Genomic DNA, 15,942 nt, shown 5'->3' with positions numbered 1-15,942 from the left:
CCTGTAGGAGCCGGCCTTGCTGGCAAAGTGGCTAGAGCAGGCGTGCCTACTCGTCGCGGCCCTTGCTGCGCACGGCGCGCTGCAACTCGCGATCGGAATCACGCTCGCGCTGGGTATCGCGCTTGTCGTATTCCTTCTTGCCCTTGCCCAGGGCAATCTCGCACTTGATCAAGTGCTTGCTCCAGTACATCGACAAGGCCACGCAGGTATAGCCCTTCTGCTGTACGCCCACGAACAGGCGCTCCAGCTCGCGGCGATTGAGCAGCAGTTTACGGGTACGGGTCGGGTCGGCGATCACGTGGGTGCTGGCCGCGGTCAGGGGGGTGATATGGCAGCCCATCAGCCATGCTTCACCGTCCTTGAGCAGCACGTAGCTGTCCACAAGATGCGCCTTGCCGGCACGCAGACTTTTTACTTCCCAACCGGACAGGACCAATCCGGCCTCGAACTTGTGCTCGATGAAGTAATCGTGACGCGCCTTTTTATTCTGCGCGATGGTCCCTGTCGGATGCTTCTTTTGTTTAGCCATAGGGGCGGCATTATAGGCAGTCGTCGCGCTGTCGGCTACGGGGTAGCGGTACGCTTGAGCCGTTGGAGTGAATCCCGGACAATACGCGCTGTTTTTCCTCTTGATGCGCTATGTGGCGCCCCTCGGCATTCGCATCGTGTTTACCGCTCAGCTTTGGAAGTGACGCCTGGATGACTACCCATATTCAACGTTCGGCACTGTTGCCGTACCCCGCTCAGGCGCTGTATGACCTGGTGAATGACGTCGCCCGCTATTCGGAATTTCTGCCGTGGTGTTCCTCCAGCACGGTGCTGGAGCAGAGCGAGACCCTGATGCGTGCGCGAGTCGAGGCGGCCAAGGGCGGCATGAGCCAGAGTTTTGTAACGCGAAATGAGTTGGTGCCAGGGCAGTCCATCGAGATGAACCTTGAGGAGGGGCCGTTCAATCAGCTGCACGGGCTCTGGACGTTCAAGGCACTCGGCGACAAGGCCTGCAAGATCAGCCTGGACCTGTCGTTCGATTACGCCGGGCCGCTGGTGCGCGCCACCCTGGGGCCGATCTTCAACCAGGCGGCCAACACCCTGGTGGATGCGTTCTGCCAGCGGGCCAAGCAACTCAATGGCTGAGCCGATGCTGCCCATCGAAGTGGTCTACGCCACCGCCGAGCAGCAGCTGTTGCTGGCGCTGGAGGTGCCGGCGGGTACGTCGGTGAGCGAGGCAGTTCGCTTGTCGGGCATCGCCGGGCAGTTGCCGGGCGTGTCGGTCGGGGATTGCCCGATGGGTATCTTTGGCAAGGTGGTTGCGTCGCAGCATCCGGTCGAGGCGGGTGATCGGATCGAGCTGTATCGGCCGCTGCTGATCGACCCCAAGGAGGTGCGCAAACAGCGCGCGGCCAAGGTGGCCAGGGTGTTCAAGAAGGCCAAGCGGTGAAACGCCGCGCATGAAAAAGCCCGGAATGATCCGGGCTTTTTATTACCTGCGCCTTGCTTACTGCGGCGAGGTGTCCAGCGGTTCCGGCACTGGAACCGGGATGACTTCGATGGTATCGACGTCGCGCTGGATCGTGTCTTCCAGCGAGCCAGGCTTGGCGGGCGCTTCCTGCTTGGCAGGTGTCTCGCCTTCGGCAGGGCTGACAGTGGTGCCCGCTGCGCCGCCAAGGATTTCCTGATCGCGGCTCACACCCGGCATGAAGTCACCCGACAGGCTGGCGAGCTGGTCGTTCTCGTTGAAGAACACGCTCATCCGTTCCTGCTGGCGCTCGCCCCCACCTGGTTGCAGACTGTACAGGTAGTCCCAACGGTTGGTGTGGAAGGTGTCCTGGATCAGAGGGTTGCCCATGATAAACCGTACTTGCCGGCGGGTCATTCCCGGCCGCAATTGGTCTATCATGTCCTGCGTGACGACATTGCCCTGCTGGATGTCGATTTTGTAAACCCCGGGGAACGAGCAACCGGCGAGTGCGAGCAGTCCCACAAAGGTGAGGCTGGTTAGCAAGAGCTTGGTGTTTTGCATCGGTGGGCGACTTCCACTATCTTGGCTGGACAACGTAAACCCCGATCATACCCGTATTCAGAGAAGCTGCGAAGCAGCATCGGCGAGAAAGCTGACCATGGTTGAAAATAGCGAATTACGCAAAGCCGGTCTCAAGGTGACCCTGCCTCGAGTCAAGATTCTACAGATGCTCGACTCCACCGAGCAGCGCCACATGAGTGCTGAAGACGTCTACAAGGCGTTGATGGAGGCAGGCGAGGACGTCGGTCTGGCCACGGTTTACCGTGTTCTGACCCAGTTCGAGGCGGCAGGTCTTGTCGTTCGTCACAACTTCGACGGCGGTCATGCAGTGTTTGAACTGGCCGACGGCGGCCACCACGACCATATGGTCAACGTGGAGTCTGGCGAAGTCATCGAGTTCTTCGATGCCGAAATTGAAAAGCGCCAGAAGGAAATCGTGCTGGAGCACGGCTACGAGTTGGTAGACCACAATCTCGTGCTGTACGTGCGCAAGAAAAAGTAAGCACTTTGCTTTGAATTGCACGGCATTGAAGGCGACCCTGGGGTCGCCTTCGTGCTTTGTGGGGGCTGTAATGTTGTACGCCGGCAAAGCCGGCTCCTGCGGGGGCAGTCAGGCTTTGCTGGTGACGACCATCTTTCTGGCATGCGCCAGCGATTCCTTGGTCAGGTCGATGCCGCCCAGCATGCGCGCCACCTCTTCGACCCGCTCGCGTTTGCCCAGGCTCGCCACCGCCGTATGGGTCGCATCGCTATTGCGCACCTTGTGCACGAACAGGTGATGGTGGCCCTGCGCGGCTACCTGCGGCAGGTGGGTGACCGTCAATACCTGCCCACGCTCGCCCAGGCGACGCAACAGCTGCCCCACGATTTCAGCAGTCGGGCCGCCGATACCCACGTCGACTTCGTCGAACACCAGGGTCGGAATGCGCGAGGTCTGAGCGGTAATGACCTGGATCGCCAGGCTGATCCGTGACAATTCACCCCCGGAAGCCACCTTGGCCAGTGCCTTGAGCGGCTGGCCGGGGTTGGCGCTGACCAGCAGTTCGACCTGCTCCAGGCCCTGGGGCAACAAGTCTTCGCCACTGTTGGGGCGAAGTTCGATGCTGAAGCGTCCGCCAGGCATGCCCAGGCGCTGAATCTCAAGCTCCACCGCGCCAGCCAGCTGGGTCGCGGCCTGCTGGCGCAGGCGGCTCAGCTCCGAGGCCTTTTCCTGGTAGTGGCGGGCATAGGCGACAAGTTCGTCACCCAGTCGGGCAATGGACTCGTCGTTGGCGTTGAGGCCTTCGAGCTCCTCCATCAGTCGTTGCTGCAGGTCGGCCAGCTCGCTGGGGTGCACGCGGTGTTTGCGCGCCAGGGTGTACAGGGCGTCGAGACGTTCTTCCAGCTGCTGCAGCCGCGCGGGGTCGGCGTCGAAATGGTCGAGAAAGCGGTTGAGCTCGCCCACTGCTTCTTCCACCTGAATCTGCGCACTGGCGATCATGTTGGCCGCCTCGGCCAGCGCCTTGGGGGCATTCTGTACGGCGGTCAGGCGATTGAGGCTGACGGTCAGCGCACTGAGCACATTGCCCGAGTCGCTCTCGCTGCAATGGTCGATGACCTGGCGGCAGATACCGAACAGGGCCTCTGCATTGGTCAGGTTCTTGTGTTCCTGTTCCAGTAGCTCAAGTTCGTTTTCGCCCAGGTTGAGGTTTTCCAGCTCTTCGAGCTGATAGCTGAGCAACTGGTGCTGCGCGCGCTGTTCGTCCCCGGAGTTGCTCAGCCGCTCGAGCTCCTGGCGGGTCTGCCGCCAGCGCTGCGCCGCCAGCTGCACCTGGCGTGCAAGGTCGGTGGCGCCGGCGTATTCGTCGAGCAGGCGGCGATGGGTGTCGGTCTTCAGCAGCGACTGGTGTTCGTGCTGGCTGTGGATGTCGATCAGCAGCTCGCCCAGGGCCTTGAGGTCGCCCAGCGGGCAAGGCGTGCCGTTTATATAGCCGCGGCTGCGGCCTTCGGCGGTGATCACCCGGCGCAGTATGCACGGGCCGTCGGTGTCCAGGTCGCGCTCGGCCAGCCAGGTGCGGGCCTCGGGAATGTCGCCCAGGTCGAAGGTGGCCAGGATGTCGGCCTTGTCTGCCCCGGGGCGCACCACGCCGCTGTCGGCGCGATCACCCAGGGTGAGGCCGAGGGCGTCGAGCATGATCGATTTGCCGGCCCCGGTTTCACCGGTGATGACGCTCATCCCGCGGGCGAGTTCGAGGTCCAGGTGTTCGACGATGGCGTAGTTGTGTACGGAAAGATGCACCAGCATTGGGGCGGCTCCCAGGCGTAAGGTCTGGTTATTTATACAGTGTTTTGAAATCGCCTGACAATGCTTGTGCTTAGTTTGATTCGGTTGCTCGGTGAGGGTTTTGATCGCAAGGGGTTATGAGGGTAATGCTGCTGACTGTTCATCAGCCCTTGAAGCTGCATTTTCAGACCCCATATAGCCGGCAGACGTGCGAGTAAGTTCGCTGACGAAATTGCAAAGGAGAGATTTTATGGCTGACGAACAGACGCTGGATGAACAGAATCTGAACGCCGAGGCGGCCGGCGATGAGCTGAGCACGCGCGTGCAGGTGCTCGAAGAGCAACTGGCGGCGGCCCAGGATCAATCCCTGCGCACCGCCGCAGACCTTCAGAACGTGCGCCGTCGCGCCGAGCAGGATGTCGAGAAGGCGCACAAGTTCGCCCTTGAGAAGTTCGCTGGTGACCTGTTGCCGGTGATCGACAGCCTTGAGCGCGGCCTGGAGCTGTCCAGCGCCGAAGACGAGAGCATCCGCCCGATGCGTGAAGGCATCGAGCTGACCCTGAAGATGTTCCACGACACCCTCAAGCGCTACAACCTCGAGGCGATCGACCCGCACGGCGAACCGTTCAACGCCGAACTGCACCAGGCCATGGCCATGCAGGAGAGTGCGGACGTCGAGCCCAACAGCGTGCTCAAGGTGTTCCAGAAGGGCTACCAGCTCAATGGGCGTCTGCTGCGCCCGGCCATGGTCGTGGTCAGCAAGGCTCCGGCTCCGGTTTCGCCCTCGATTGACGAGAAGGCTTGAAATTAGCCTGGCGGCCCCCATTTAAGTGTCAAGCGTTTAAGTGCTACCGCAGTTGGCAACCACCGCTGCGGCAACCAAATCCAAAGTTTCGGGAGAGTTAACATGGGCAAAATTATCGGTATCGACCTGGGGACCACCAACTCCTGTGTCTCCATTCTGGAAAACGGCAACGTCAAGGTCATCGAGAACGCCGAAGGCGCTCGTACCACCCCTTCGATCATTGCCTACGCCAATGACGGCGAGATCCTGGTCGGCCAGTCGGCCAAGCGTCAGGCGGTGACCAACCCGCACAACACCCTGTACGCGGTAAAGCGTCTGATCGGCCGTCGTTTTGACGAAGAAGTCGTTCAGAAAGACATTCAGATGGTCCCTTACAAGATCGTCAAGGCTGACAACAACGACGCCTGGGTGGAAGTGAACGGCCAGAAGATGGCTCCGCCTCAGATCTCGGCTGAAATTCTGAAAAAGATGAAGAAAACCGCCGAAGACTATCTCGGCGAGGCAGTGACCGAAGCGGTCATCACCGTACCTGCCTACTTCAACGACAGCCAGCGTCAGGCTACCAAGGACGCCGGTCGCATTGCCGGTCTGGACGTCAAGCGCATCATCAACGAACCGACCGCAGCCGCACTGGCCTACGGTATGGACAAGGCCAAGGGTGATCACACCGTGATCGTCTACGACCTGGGTGGCGGTACCTTCGACGTGTCGGTGATCGAGATCGCTGAAGTCGACGGCGAGCACCAGTTCGAAGTACTGGCTACCAACGGCGACACCTTCCTGGGTGGTGAAGACTTCGACATTCGTCTGATCGACTACCTCGTCGACGAATTCAAGAAAGAAAGCGGCATGAACCTCAAGGGTGACCCGCTGGCCATGCAGCGCCTGAAAGAAGCTGCCGAAAAAGCCAAGATCGAGCTGTCCTCGAGCCAGCAGACCGACGTGAACCTGCCGTACATCACTGCAGACGCCACCGGTCCTAAGCACCTGAACGTGAAGATTTCCCGCGCCAAGCTGGAATCGCTGGTCGAAGACCTGGTTCAGCGCACCATCGAGCCATGCCGCATCGCGCTGAAAGACGCCGGTATCGACGTGAGCAAGATCAACGACGTGATCCTGGTCGGCGGTCAGACCCGCATGCCACTGGTGCAGAAGCTGGTGACCGACTTCTTCGGCAAGGAAGCACGTAAGGACGTGAACCCTGACGAAGCTGTCGCCATGGGTGCTGCCATTCAGGGCGCCGTACTGGCTGGTGACGTGAAAGACGTGCTGCTGCTGGACGTCAGCCCGCTGACCCTGGGTATCGAAACCATGGGTGGCGTGATGACTGCGCTGATCGAGAAGAACACCACCATCCCGACCAAGAAGTCGCAGGTGTTCTCGACGGCCGACGACAACCAGGGCGCCGTGACCATTCACGTGCTGCAGGGCGAGCGCAAGCAAGCCGCGCAGAACAAGTCGCTGGGTAAATTCGACCTGGCCGAGATTCCGCCAGCACCACGTGGCGTACCGCAAATCGAAGTGACCTTCGATATCGACGCCAACGGCATCCTGCACGTAGGTGCCAAGGACAAGGCGACCGGCAAGCAGCAGTCGATCGTGATCAAGGCCAACTCGGGTCTGTCCGAGGAAGAAATTCAGCAGATGGTGCGTGACGCTGAAGTCAACGCCGAGGAAGACCGCAAGTTCGAAGAGCTGGCCGCTGCCCGCAACCAGGGTGACGCGCTGGTTCACTCGACCCGCAAGATGGTCGCCGACGCCGGTGACAAGGTAACCGCGGACGAGAAGGCTGCTATCGAAGCTGCCGTTGTCGCCCTGGAAGCCGCTGTCAAAGGCGACGACAAGGCTGCCATCGAAGCCAAGGTCGAAGAGCTGTCGAAGGTCTCCGCGCCAGTGGCTCAGAAGATGTACGCCGAGCAGGCCGAACAGCCTCAGGGCGGTGCTCAGCCAGAAGCTGAAGAGCCCAAGCACGACGACGTGGTCGACGCTGAGTTCGAAGAAGTAAAAGACAACAAGTAATAGCTACAGGTTGTCGCCCGGTTGACTGCTGTTCGGCAGTGACTGGTAGGATGTCGCCGCGCGGGGGCTTGCTCCCGCGTTGGCGTGTCTGGAATACCCGAATTTTTACAGCATTCGAGCGTGCTCGAATGCTGGCGGCACAGCGCGGTATGCGCCGAGGTATGCCGAACGTCCTCAAGAGTGCAAAGAATTATGGCAAAGCGTGACTATTACGAGGTTCTGGGAGTCGAGCGCGGCTCGAGCGAGGCCGACCTGAAGAAGGCCTATCGTCGCCTGGCGATGAAGCACCACCCAGACCGTAATCCTGATGACAAGGCCTCGGAAGAGCTGTTCAAGGAAGCCAACGAGGCTTACGAAGTGCTCTCCGATGCCAGCAAGCGTGCTGCGTATGATCAGTATGGTCATGCCGGTGTCGATCCGAGCATGGGTGGCGGCGGTGCCGGTTTCGGTGGCGCCAACTTCTCCGACATCTTCGGTGATGTGTTCAGCGACTTCTTCGGCGGTGGCCGGGGCGGTGGTCGCGGTGGCGCTCAGCGTGGCAGCGACCTGCGCTACACCCTCGAGCTGAACCTGGAGGAGGCCGTGCGCGGCACCACGGTCAACATCCGTGTGCCGACGCTGGTCAACTGTGCGCCGTGCGATGGCTCGGGTGCCAAGAAGGGCTCGTCGCCTTCGACCTGCCCGACCTGCGGCGGTATTGGCCAGGTGCGCATGCAGCAGGGCTTCTTCTCGGTGCAGCAGACCTGCCCGCGCTGTCACGGCCAGGGCAAGATCATCACCGACCCGTGCGATTCGTGCCATGGCGAAGGCCGTGTCGAAGAGTACAAGACCCTCTCGGTCAAGGTGCCGGCCGGCGTCGATACCGGTGACCGCATTCGCCTGTCGGGCGAAGGCGAGGCAGGTTCCCAGGGTGGCCCGACCGGCGACCTGTACGTGGTGATCAATGTGCGCGAGCACCCGATCTTCCAGCGCGACGGCAAGCACCTGTACTGCGAAGTGCCGATCAGCTACACCGATGCGGCGCTGGGTGGCGAGTTGGAAGTGCCGACCCTCGATGGCCGGGTCAAGCTGAAGATCCCCGAGGGGACCCAGACCGGCAAGCAGTTCCGTCTGCGCGGCAAGGGCGTTGCGCCGGTGCGTGGCGGTGGTGCGGGCGACCTGATGTGCCGGGTGGCGGTAGAAACGCCGGTCAACCTGAGCCGTCGTCAGCGTGAGCTGCTCGAAGAGTTGCGTGTTTCGCTGGATGGCGACAGCTGCCATTCTCCCAAGGCCAATGGCTGGTTCGAAGGCGTGAAGCGCTTCTTCGGCGATCTGTAAGAAGGAACAGGGCATGCGACGTATAGCGGTAATGGGCGCGGCAGGGCGGATGGGCAAGACCCTGATCGAGGCGGTGCAGCAGACGCCGGGGGCGGGCCTGACCGCCGCCGTGGATCGTCCGGACAGCACGCTGGTCGGGGCTGACGCCGGCGAGCTGGCGGCGCTGGGGCGTATTGGTGTGCCGCTGTCGGGTGATCTGGATCGGGTGGTCGACGAGTTCGATGTGCTGATCGACTTCACCCATCCTTCGGTGACTTTGAAGAACCTGGCGTTCTGCCGCAAGGCGGGCAAGGCGATGGTCATCGGCACCACCGGTTTCAGTGTTGAAGAGAAGCAACTGCTGGCCGAGGCGGGCAAGGACATCCCTATCGTGTTTGCCGCCAACTTCAGCGTTGGCGTCAACCTCAGCCTGAAGCTGCTGGACATGGCGGCGCGCGTGCTGGGCGACGATGTGGACATCGAGATCATCGAGGCCCATCACCGTCACAAGGTGGATGCGCCGTCGGGTACCGCGCTGCGCATGGGCGAGGTGGTGGCCAATGCACTTGGTCGTGACCTGCAGGAAGTGGCCGTGTATGGCCGGGAAGGCCAGACCGGCGCGCGGGACCGCAAGACCATCGGCTTTGCCACCGTGCGTGCCGGCGACGTGGTGGGTGACCATACCGTGCTGTTCGCCGCTGACGGCGAGCGCCTGGAGATCACCCACAAGGCATCCAGCCGCATGACCTTCGCCAAGGGTGCGGTACGTGCCGCGCTGTGGCTGGATGGGCGTGCGCCGGGCCTGTACGACATGCAGGACGTGCTCGACCTGCGTTGATCGCTGCATCAGGGGCTGCCATGCGGCCCCTTCGCCGGCCTCCCTGGCCGAGCGTTTGAAACAAGCGACTTTCTGTCGCATTCCCATGCCTTTCAGGCACATCAGTGGTAGACCGAAAAAGCCTTTTTCTGTAAGCTACAGCTTTAGTGTGTCCACTAAAAGCGCGCAGATAATTCGACGAAGAAAGCGGGGTGACGTGTCTATACGTCATTCCGCTTTTTTGCAACCTGCGATCGCCCCTTCAGGCTTTATTTTTGGGAGGTCTTCTTGACTAAGCCAGCCATACTCGCCCTTGCCGATGGCAGCATTTTTCGCGGTGAGGCCATTGGAGCCGACGGTCAGACCGTTGGTGAGGTGGTGTTCAACACCGCAATGACCGGCTATCAGGAAATCCTGACTGACCCTTCTTACTCGCAGCAGATCGTTACCCTGACCTACCCGCACATCGGCAACACCGGCACCACGCCGGAAGACGCCGAGTCCGATCGGGTCTGGTCGGCCGGCCTGGTCATCCGTGACCTGCCGCTGATCGCCAGCAACTGGCGCAACACGATGTCGCTGTCCGATTACCTCAAGGCCAACAATGTGGTGGCCATTGCCGGTATCGACACCCGTCGCCTGACCCGCATCCTGCGTGAGAAGGGCGCGCAGAACGGCTGCATCCTGGCTGGCGACAACATTTCTGAAGAGGCGGCCATCGCAGCCGCGCGCGGCTTCCCAGGCCTGAAGGGCATGGACCTGGCCAAGGTCGTCAGCACCAAGAGCCGCTACGAGTGGCGCTCCAGCGTGTGGAACCTGAAGACCGACAGCCACCCGACCATCGACGCCGCCGAGCTGCCGTACCACGTCGTGGCCTACGACTATGGCGTCAAGCTGAACATCCTGCGCATGCTGGTAGAGCGCGGCTGCCGCGTCACCGTGGTGCCGGCGCAAACCCCGGCCAGCGAAGTGCTCGCGCTCAACCCCGATGGCGTGTTCCTGTCCAACGGCCCGGGCGACCCCGAGCCTTGCGACTACGCGATCCAGGCGATCCGCGAAATCCTCGAAACCGAAGTGCCGGTGTTCGGTATCTGCCTGGGCCACCAGCTGCTGGCCCTGGCCTCCGGTGCCAAGACCGTCAAGATGGGTCATGGTCACCACGGTGCCAACCACCCGGTCCAGGACCTGGACACCGGCGTGGTGATGATCACCAGCCAGAACCACGGTTTCGCGGTAGATGAAGCGACCCTGCCAGGTAACGTGCGCGCCATCCACAAGTCGCTGTTCGACGGTACCCTGCAGGGCATCGAGCGCACCGACAAGAGCGCCTTCAGCTTCCAGGGTCACCCTGAGGCGAGCCCGGGCCCGACCGACGTCGCGCCACTCTTTGATCGTTTCATCGATGCCATGGCCAAGCGCCGCTGAGCACCCCCGGAGGCAGCCCTGAACCGGCACAGGCCGCGTTCAGGCGCTCCTCGAGTGGATTGTTCGACACAGCTTGCCCACTGACCCGCGGATTTGAGTGACAACCCATGCCAAAACGTACAGACATCAAAAGCATCCTGATTCTCGGCGCCGGCCCGATCGTGATCGGCCAGGCCTGCGAATTCGACTACTCCGGCGCCCAGGCCTGCAAGGCCCTGCGCGAGGAGGGTTTTCGCGTCATCCTGGTGAACTCCAACCCGGCCACCATCATGACCGACCCGGCCATGGCCGACGCCACCTACATCGAGCCGATCAAGTGGCAGTCGGTGGCCAAGATCATCGAGAAGGAGCGCCCTGACGCGCTGCTGCCGACCATGGGCGGCCAGACCGCGCTGAACTGCGCGCTGGACCTGGAGCGCGAAGGCGTCCTGGAAAAATTCGGCGTGGAAATGATCGGTGCCAACGCCGACACCATCGACAAGGCCGAAGACCGCTCGCGTTTCGACAAGGCCATGAAGGCCATCGGCCTGGAATGCCCGCGCTCGGGTATCGCCCACAGCATGGAAGAGGCCAATGCGGTGCTCGAGAAGCTGGGCTTCCCGTGCATCATCCGTCCGTCCTTCACCATGGGCGGCACCGGTGGCGGCATCGCCTACAACCGTGAAGAATTCGAAGAAATCTGCGCCCGTGGTTTGGACCTGTCGCCAACCAAGGAACTGCTGATCGACGAATCGCTGATCGGCTGGAAAGAGTACGAGATGGAAGTGGTCCGCGACAAAAAGGACAACTGCATCATCGTCTGCTCCATCGAGAACTTCGACCCGATGGGCGTGCACACCGGTGACTCGATCACCGTCGCACCGGCACAGACCCTGACCGACAAGGAATACCAGATCATGCGCAACGCCTCGCTGGCGGTGCTGCGTGAAATCGGTGTCGAAACCGGCGGCTCCAACGTGCAGTTCGGTATCTGCCCGGACACTGGCCGCATGGTCGTGATCGAGATGAACCCGCGGGTTTCGCGTTCCTCGGCCCTGGCCTCGAAAGCCACCGGCTTCCCGATCGCCAAGATCGCCGCCAAGCTGGCTGTTGGCTACACCCTCGATGAACTGCAGAACGACATCACCGGTGGTCGTACGCCGGCCTCGTTCGAGCCGTCGATCGACTACGTCGTCACCAAGCTGCCACGCTTTGCCTTCGAAAAATTCCCGAAAGCCGATGCCCGCCTGACCACCCAGATGAAATCCGTGGGTGAAGTCATGGCCATCGGCCGCACCTTCCAGGAGTCGCTGCAGAAAGCCCTGCGCGGCCTGGAAGTCGGCGTATGCGGCCTGGACCCGAAAGTCGACCTGGCCAGCCCGGAAGCTGCCAGCATCCTCAAGCGCGAGCTGACCGTGCCGGGCGCCGAGCGTATCTGGTACGTGGCCGACGCCATGCGTTCGGGCATGAGCGTGGATGAAATCTTCGCCCTGACCATGATCGACCGCTGGTTCCTGGTGCAGATGGAAGACCTGATCAAGGAAGAAGAGAAGGTCAAGACCCTGGGCCTGGCCGATATCGACAAGGCACTGATGCTGCGCCTCAAGCGCAAGGGCTTCTCTGACCAGCGCCTGGCCAAGCTGCTGGGCATCACCGACAAGAACCTGCGTCGTCACCGCCACAAGCTCGAGATCTTCCCGGTCTACAAGCGCGTCGATACCTGCGCAGCCGAGTTCGCCACCGACACCGCCTATCTGTACTCCACCTACGAGGAAGAGTGCGAGGCCAACCCGTCGACCCGCGACAAGATCATGATCCTGGGTGGCGGCCCCAACCGTATCGGCCAGGGCATCGAGTTCGACTACTGCTGCGTCCATGCGGCACTGGCCCTGCGTGAAGACGGCTACGAGACCATCATGGTCAACTGCAACCCGGAGACCGTCTCCACCGACTACGATACCTCCGACCGCCTGTACTTCGAGCCGCTGACCCTGGAAGACGTGCTGGAAGTGGTGCGTGTCGAGAAGCCGAAGGGCGTCATCGTGCACTACGGCGGCCAGACTCCGCTGAAACTGGCCCGTGCCCTGGAAGAAGCCGGCGTACCGATCATCGGTACCAGCCCGGACTCCATCGACCGCGCCGAAGACCGTGAGCGCTTCCAGCAGATGGTTCAGCGCCTGAACCTGCTGCAGCCGCCAAACGCCACCGTGCGCAGCGAAGACGAAGCGATTCGTGCTGCCGGCGTCATTGGTTACCCGCTGGTGGTGCGCCCGTCCTACGTACTGGGCGGCCGTGCGATGGAGATTGTCTACGAACTGGACGAACTCAAGCGCTACCTGCGTGAAGCGGTGCAAGTGTCCAACGACAGCCCTGTGCTGCTGGACCACTTCCTCAACTGCGCCATCGAGATGGACGTGGATGCGGTCTGCGACGGCACCGACGTTGTGATCGGCGCGATCATGCAGCACATCGAGCAGGCCGGTGTTCACTCCGGTGACTCGGCATGCTCGCTGCCGCCGTACTCGCTGCCTGCCCACGTGCAGGACGAAGTGCGCGACCAGGTCAAGAAGATGGCACTGGAGCTGGGCGTTGTCGGCCTGATGAACGTGCAGCTGGCGCTGCAGGGCGACAAGATCTACGTGATCGAGGTCAACCCGCGTGCTTCGCGTACCGTGCCGTTCGTGTCCAAGTGCATCGGCACCTCGCTGGCGATGATTGCGGCTCGCGTCATGGCCGGCAAGACCCTGAAAGAGATCGGTTTCACCCAGGAAATCATTCCGAACTTCTACAGCGTGAAGGAAGCGGTGTTCCCGTTCGCTAAGTTCCCGGGCGTCGATCCGATCCTCGGCCCTGAAATGAAGTCCACCGGTGAAGTCATGGGTGTCGGCGACACCTTCGGCGAAGCCTTCGCCAAGGCCCAGATGGGCGCCAGCGAAGTGCTGCCGACCGGCGGCACCGCGTTCATCAGCGTGCGTGACGACGACAAGCCGCAGGTGGCTGGCGTTGCCCGCGACCTGATCAACCTGGGCTTCGAAGTGGTTGCCACGGCCGGTACCGCCAAGATCATCGAGGCGGCAGGCCTGAAAGTGCGTCGCGTGAACAAGGTGACCGAAGGTCGTCCGCACGTGGTCGACATGATCAAGAACGACGAAGTGTCGCTGATCATCAACACCACCGAAGGTCGCCAGTCGATTGCCGACTCCTACTCGATTCGTCGCAATGCGTTGCAGCACAAGATCTACTGCACCACGACTATTGCGGCCGGTGAAGCCATCTGCGAAGCGCTGAAGTTCGGTCCGGAAAAAACCGTACGTCGCTTGCAGGATCTGCATGCAGGACTCAAAGCATGAGTATTACCAAATACCCGATGACCGTTCAGGGCGCTCGCGCCCTGGAGGAAGAGCATCTCTTTTTGAGCAAGACCGAGCGCCCGCGCCTGAGCCAGGCGATTGGCGAAGCCCGCGAGCTGGGCGATCTCAAGGAAAACGCCGAGTACCACGCTGCCCGTGAAGAGCAGGGCATGGTCGAGGCGCGTATCCGCGATATCGAAGGCCGCCTGCAGAACGCGGTAGTGATCGACGTTACCACCATTGCCCACACGGGCAAGGTGATCTTCGGCACCACCGTGGACCTTGAAAACACCGAAACCGGCGATCAGGTGACCTATCAGATCGTTGGTGAGGATGAAGCTGACGTCAAGAACGGCAAGCTCTCGGTCGGTGCTCCGATCGCCCGCGCCATCATCGGCAAGGAAGAGGGTGACACTGTGGTGATCAAGACGCCGAGCGGCACAGTCGAGTACGAGATTGTCGAAGTCCGTCACATTTGATCGCCCGCGCGGCTTTGCCGCGTCGGCAGTGATCTGGCAGCTGGCCCAGGTGCTCTGGGTCGGCGGCGTGTGGATGCTGCATTTTGCGGTACTGCCGGTGCTGGGCCAGATTGGCCTGGCGCCGCTATTGATCGAAGATTTTGGCGTGCTGGCCGCGTCGCTGCTGGTCGCCTTTGCGGCGGTGGGCTGCGGCGTGCAGGTGCTGGTGCTGATTCAGGCCGAAGGGATGGCCAGCCTGTGGCGAGACATGCGTGGGCAACTGCTGCTGATGGCAGTGGCGGCGTGCGTGATGTATTTCGTCTTGCGGGTTGGCGGGGCGGGGCAGTTGCGTTGGCAGCTGTTCTGCTACCTGGTGCTGGGCCTCAGCGGTTTGCTGCTGGTGCTGCAGCCGCCGCCGGGCAGGGCGCGCAAGGCGCGCCACTGAACGGCGCGAACATCACTTGTAGCGGTGGATGTTCGACAGTTGCTTGTTGGGCTGCGGGTTGCGGCGATAGATCAGTGCCTTCTTGCCGATGGTCTGCACCAGTTCGGCGCGACCGGCCTTGCACAGTGCGGCAATGGCGGCGGCACGTTCTTCGCGGTCTTCCGAGCGGATCTCTACCTTGATCAGTTCGTGATCGGCCAGGGCGCGCTCGAGTTCGGCGATAACCCCTTCAGTCAGGCCGTTGCCTGCCACAATCAGAACTGGTTTCAGATCGTGGCCAATGGATTTGTACTGTTTCTTCTGCTCGTTATTGAGCGGCATAATCTGACCCTTTGTCTAGATTTTGTAAAAATGGCGGCCATTTTACCCGAGGGCCCGTGGATCCGCCCAGTTAATCACGACCCTTATCATCGAGGTGCCCAGTGGCGCGTTCCAAGACAAGCCTTGGCTGGCTGAAAGAACACTTCAACGATCCTTACGTCAAAAAGGCGCAAAAGGACGGATATCGCTCGCGCGCGAGCTACAAATTGCTCGAAATCCAGGAAAAGTACCGTTTGATCCGCCCGGGCATGAGCGTGATCGATCTGGGCGCGGCGCCCGGTGGCTGGTCGCAGGTGACCAGTCGTCTGATTGGCGGTCAGGGGCGTCTGATCGCCTCCGACATCCTCGAAATGGACAGTATTCCCGACGTTACCTTCATCCAGGGCGACTTTACCCAGGATGAAGTGCTGGCGCAGATTCTCGAGGCGGTCGGTAATTCGCACGTAGACCTTGTGATTTCCGATATGGCCCCCAATATGAGTGGTACGCCCGCTGTGGATATGCCCAAGGCCATGTTCCTGTGCGAGCTGGCCCTTGATCTGGCGACCCGGGTACTCAAGCCGGGTGGCGATTTTCTGATCAAGATCTTTCAGGGCGAGGGGTTTGACGTCTACCTCAAGGACGCCCGCAAGAAATTCGACAAGGTGCAGATGCTCAAGCCCGATTCTTCACGCGATCGCTCCCGCGAGCAATACATGCTGGGGCGTGGCTACAAGGGCGAGTAGGGCTTCAGGCCGGCAGCTT

The 15,942-nt window shown here is 61.5% G+C and carries 16 protein-coding genes; 12 read left to right on the top strand and 4 right to left on the bottom strand.

Annotation, left to right across the window (positions count from 1 at the left end):
- Positions 1-46: 46 nt before the first annotated feature.
- Entirely contained in the window at positions 47-529 is a 483-nt protein-coding gene (smpB, locus tag LOY33_RS22100) for an SsrA-binding protein SmpB (RefSeq protein WP_043863839.1), read from the bottom strand.
- Between the two features lie 170 nt (positions 530-699).
- On the opposite strand from smpB, the gene LOY33_RS22095 reads away from it, so the two are divergent.
- A complete protein-coding gene (locus LOY33_RS22095; RefSeq protein ID WP_043863838.1) occupies positions 700-1,134 on the top strand; it encodes a type II toxin-antitoxin system RatA family toxin in 435 nt (144 codons plus the stop codon).
- Positions 1,127-1,438 (top strand): RnfH family protein, encoded by a 312-nt coding sequence (locus LOY33_RS22090; protein WP_100634066.1) that lies wholly within the window; start codon positions 1,127-1,129, stop codon positions 1,436-1,438. Before LOY33_RS22095 ends, LOY33_RS22090 begins: the two co-directional genes overlap by 8 nt.
- Positions 1,439-1,495: 57 nt before the next feature.
- Here LOY33_RS22090 and LOY33_RS22085 read toward each other — a convergent pair whose 3' ends face one another.
- On the bottom strand, positions 1,496-2,020 hold the full coding sequence (locus LOY33_RS22085) for an outer membrane protein assembly factor BamE (RefSeq protein ID WP_043863836.1): 525 nt from the start codon (positions 2,018-2,020) through the stop codon (positions 1,496-1,498).
- Positions 2,021-2,117: 97 nt separating this feature from the next.
- Between LOY33_RS22085 and fur the strand changes: the two genes are divergently transcribed.
- Positions 2,118-2,522: a ferric iron uptake transcriptional regulator gene (gene fur, locus LOY33_RS22080; RefSeq protein ID WP_043863835.1), complete on the top strand. Its 405-nt coding sequence runs from the start codon at positions 2,118-2,120 to the stop codon at positions 2,520-2,522.
- 108 nt (positions 2,523-2,630) lie between these two features.
- Here fur and recN read toward each other — a convergent pair whose 3' ends face one another.
- The gene (gene recN, locus LOY33_RS22075; protein ID WP_258660090.1) at positions 2,631-4,304 is read right to left on the bottom strand and encodes a DNA repair protein RecN; all 1,674 of its coding nucleotides are present in this window, start codon (positions 4,302-4,304) and stop codon (positions 2,631-2,633) included.
- A 229-nt stretch (positions 4,305-4,533) separates the two neighbouring features.
- Here recN and grpE point away from each other — a divergent pair, with 229 nt between their 5' ends.
- The 8 genes from grpE (at position 4,534) to LOY33_RS22035 (ending at position 14,877) form a co-directional block, all read left to right on the top strand.
- Positions 4,534-5,088 carry a nucleotide exchange factor GrpE gene (gene grpE, locus LOY33_RS22070; RefSeq protein ID WP_043863833.1) on the top strand — a complete coding sequence of 185 codons (555 nt, stop codon included), beginning with the start codon at positions 4,534-4,536 and terminating at the stop codon, positions 5,086-5,088.
- A gap of 102 nt (positions 5,089-5,190) precedes the next feature.
- Positions 5,191-7,107, top strand: coding sequence for a molecular chaperone DnaK (gene dnaK, locus LOY33_RS22065; RefSeq protein ID WP_043863832.1), 1,917 nt, complete (start codon positions 5,191-5,193; stop codon positions 7,105-7,107).
- A 192-nt stretch (positions 7,108-7,299) separates the two neighbouring features.
- Positions 7,300-8,424 carry a molecular chaperone DnaJ gene (gene dnaJ / locus LOY33_RS22060; protein ID WP_043863831.1) on the top strand — a complete coding sequence of 375 codons (1,125 nt, stop codon included), beginning with the start codon at positions 7,300-7,302 and terminating at the stop codon, positions 8,422-8,424.
- 13 nt (positions 8,425-8,437) lie between these two features.
- Complete coding sequence (dapB, locus tag LOY33_RS22055) at positions 8,438-9,241, top strand: 4-hydroxy-tetrahydrodipicolinate reductase (RefSeq protein ID WP_043863830.1); 804 nt, start codon at positions 8,438-8,440, stop codon at positions 9,239-9,241.
- Between the two features lie 267 nt (positions 9,242-9,508).
- On the top strand, positions 9,509-10,645 hold the full coding sequence (carA, locus tag LOY33_RS22050; RefSeq protein ID WP_043863829.1) for a glutamine-hydrolyzing carbamoyl-phosphate synthase small subunit: 1,137 nt from the start codon (positions 9,509-9,511) through the stop codon (positions 10,643-10,645).
- A 107-nt stretch (positions 10,646-10,752) separates the two neighbouring features.
- Positions 10,753-13,974: a carbamoyl-phosphate synthase large subunit gene (gene carB, locus LOY33_RS22045; protein ID WP_043863828.1), complete on the top strand. Its 3,222-nt coding sequence runs from the start codon at positions 10,753-10,755 to the stop codon at positions 13,972-13,974.
- Complete coding sequence (greA, locus tag LOY33_RS22040; protein WP_185061966.1) at positions 13,971-14,453, top strand: transcription elongation factor GreA; 483 nt, start codon at positions 13,971-13,973, stop codon at positions 14,451-14,453. Before carB ends, greA begins: the two co-directional genes overlap by 4 nt.
- A 28-nt stretch (positions 14,454-14,481) precedes the next feature.
- Positions 14,482-14,877, top strand: a complete 396-nt coding sequence (locus tag LOY33_RS22035; protein WP_043863827.1) for a hypothetical protein — start codon at positions 14,482-14,484, stop codon at positions 14,875-14,877.
- Between the two features lie 12 nt (positions 14,878-14,889).
- On the opposite strand, the gene yhbY is transcribed toward LOY33_RS22035, so the two are convergent.
- Positions 14,890-15,198, bottom strand: a complete 309-nt coding sequence (gene yhbY / locus LOY33_RS22030; RefSeq protein WP_038606752.1) for a ribosome assembly RNA-binding protein YhbY — start codon at positions 15,196-15,198, stop codon at positions 14,890-14,892.
- 101 nt (positions 15,199-15,299) lie between these two features.
- On the opposite strand from yhbY, the gene rlmE reads away from it, so the two are divergent.
- The gene (gene rlmE, locus LOY33_RS22025) at positions 15,300-15,923 is read left to right on the top strand and encodes a 23S rRNA (uridine(2552)-2'-O)-methyltransferase RlmE (RefSeq protein WP_043863826.1); all 624 of its coding nucleotides are present in this window, start codon (positions 15,300-15,302) and stop codon (positions 15,921-15,923) included.
- Positions 15,924-15,942 lie beyond the last annotated feature (19 nt).

The organism is Pseudomonas sp. B21-036, assembly GCF_024748925.1.
Classification (GTDB): Bacteria; Pseudomonadota; Gammaproteobacteria; order Pseudomonadales; family Pseudomonadaceae; genus Aquipseudomonas; species Aquipseudomonas palmensis.
The sequence above is the reverse complement of the archived record's forward strand: the minus strand, read 5'-3'. Positions and strand labels throughout refer to the sequence as shown.

Coding starts and splice junctions, on each gene's coding strand:
- grpE (WP_043863833.1), top strand. CDS start 4,534: ATGGCTGACGAACAGACGCTGGATGAACAGAATCTGAACGCCGAGGCG.
- dnaJ (WP_043863831.1), top strand. CDS start 7,300: ATGGCAAAGCGTGACTATTACGAGGTTCTGGGAGTCGAGCGCGGCTCG.
- dnaK (WP_043863832.1), top strand. CDS start 5,191: ATGGGCAAAATTATCGGTATCGACCTGGGGACCACCAACTCCTGTGTC.
- LOY33_RS22095 (WP_043863838.1), top strand. CDS start 700: ATGACTACCCATATTCAACGTTCGGCACTGTTGCCGTACCCCGCTCAG.
- smpB (WP_043863839.1), bottom strand. CDS start 529: ATGGCTAAACAAAAGAAGCATCCGACAGGGACCATCGCGCAGAATAAA.
- yhbY (WP_038606752.1), bottom strand. CDS start 15,198: ATGCCGCTCAATAACGAGCAGAAGAAACAGTACAAATCCATTGGCCAC.
- dapB (WP_043863830.1), top strand. CDS start 8,438: ATGCGACGTATAGCGGTAATGGGCGCGGCAGGGCGGATGGGCAAGACC.
- carB (WP_043863828.1), top strand. CDS start 10,753: ATGCCAAAACGTACAGACATCAAAAGCATCCTGATTCTCGGCGCCGGC.
- greA (WP_185061966.1), top strand. CDS start 13,971: ATGAGTATTACCAAATACCCGATGACCGTTCAGGGCGCTCGCGCCCTG.
- recN (WP_258660090.1), bottom strand. CDS start 4,304: ATGCTGGTGCATCTTTCCGTACACAACTACGCCATCGTCGAACACCTG.
- LOY33_RS22085 (WP_043863836.1), bottom strand. CDS start 2,020: ATGCAAAACACCAAGCTCTTGCTAACCAGCCTCACCTTTGTGGGACTG.
- LOY33_RS22090 (WP_100634066.1), top strand. CDS start 1,127: ATGGCTGAGCCGATGCTGCCCATCGAAGTGGTCTACGCCACCGCCGAG.
- fur (WP_043863835.1), top strand. CDS start 2,118: ATGGTTGAAAATAGCGAATTACGCAAAGCCGGTCTCAAGGTGACCCTG.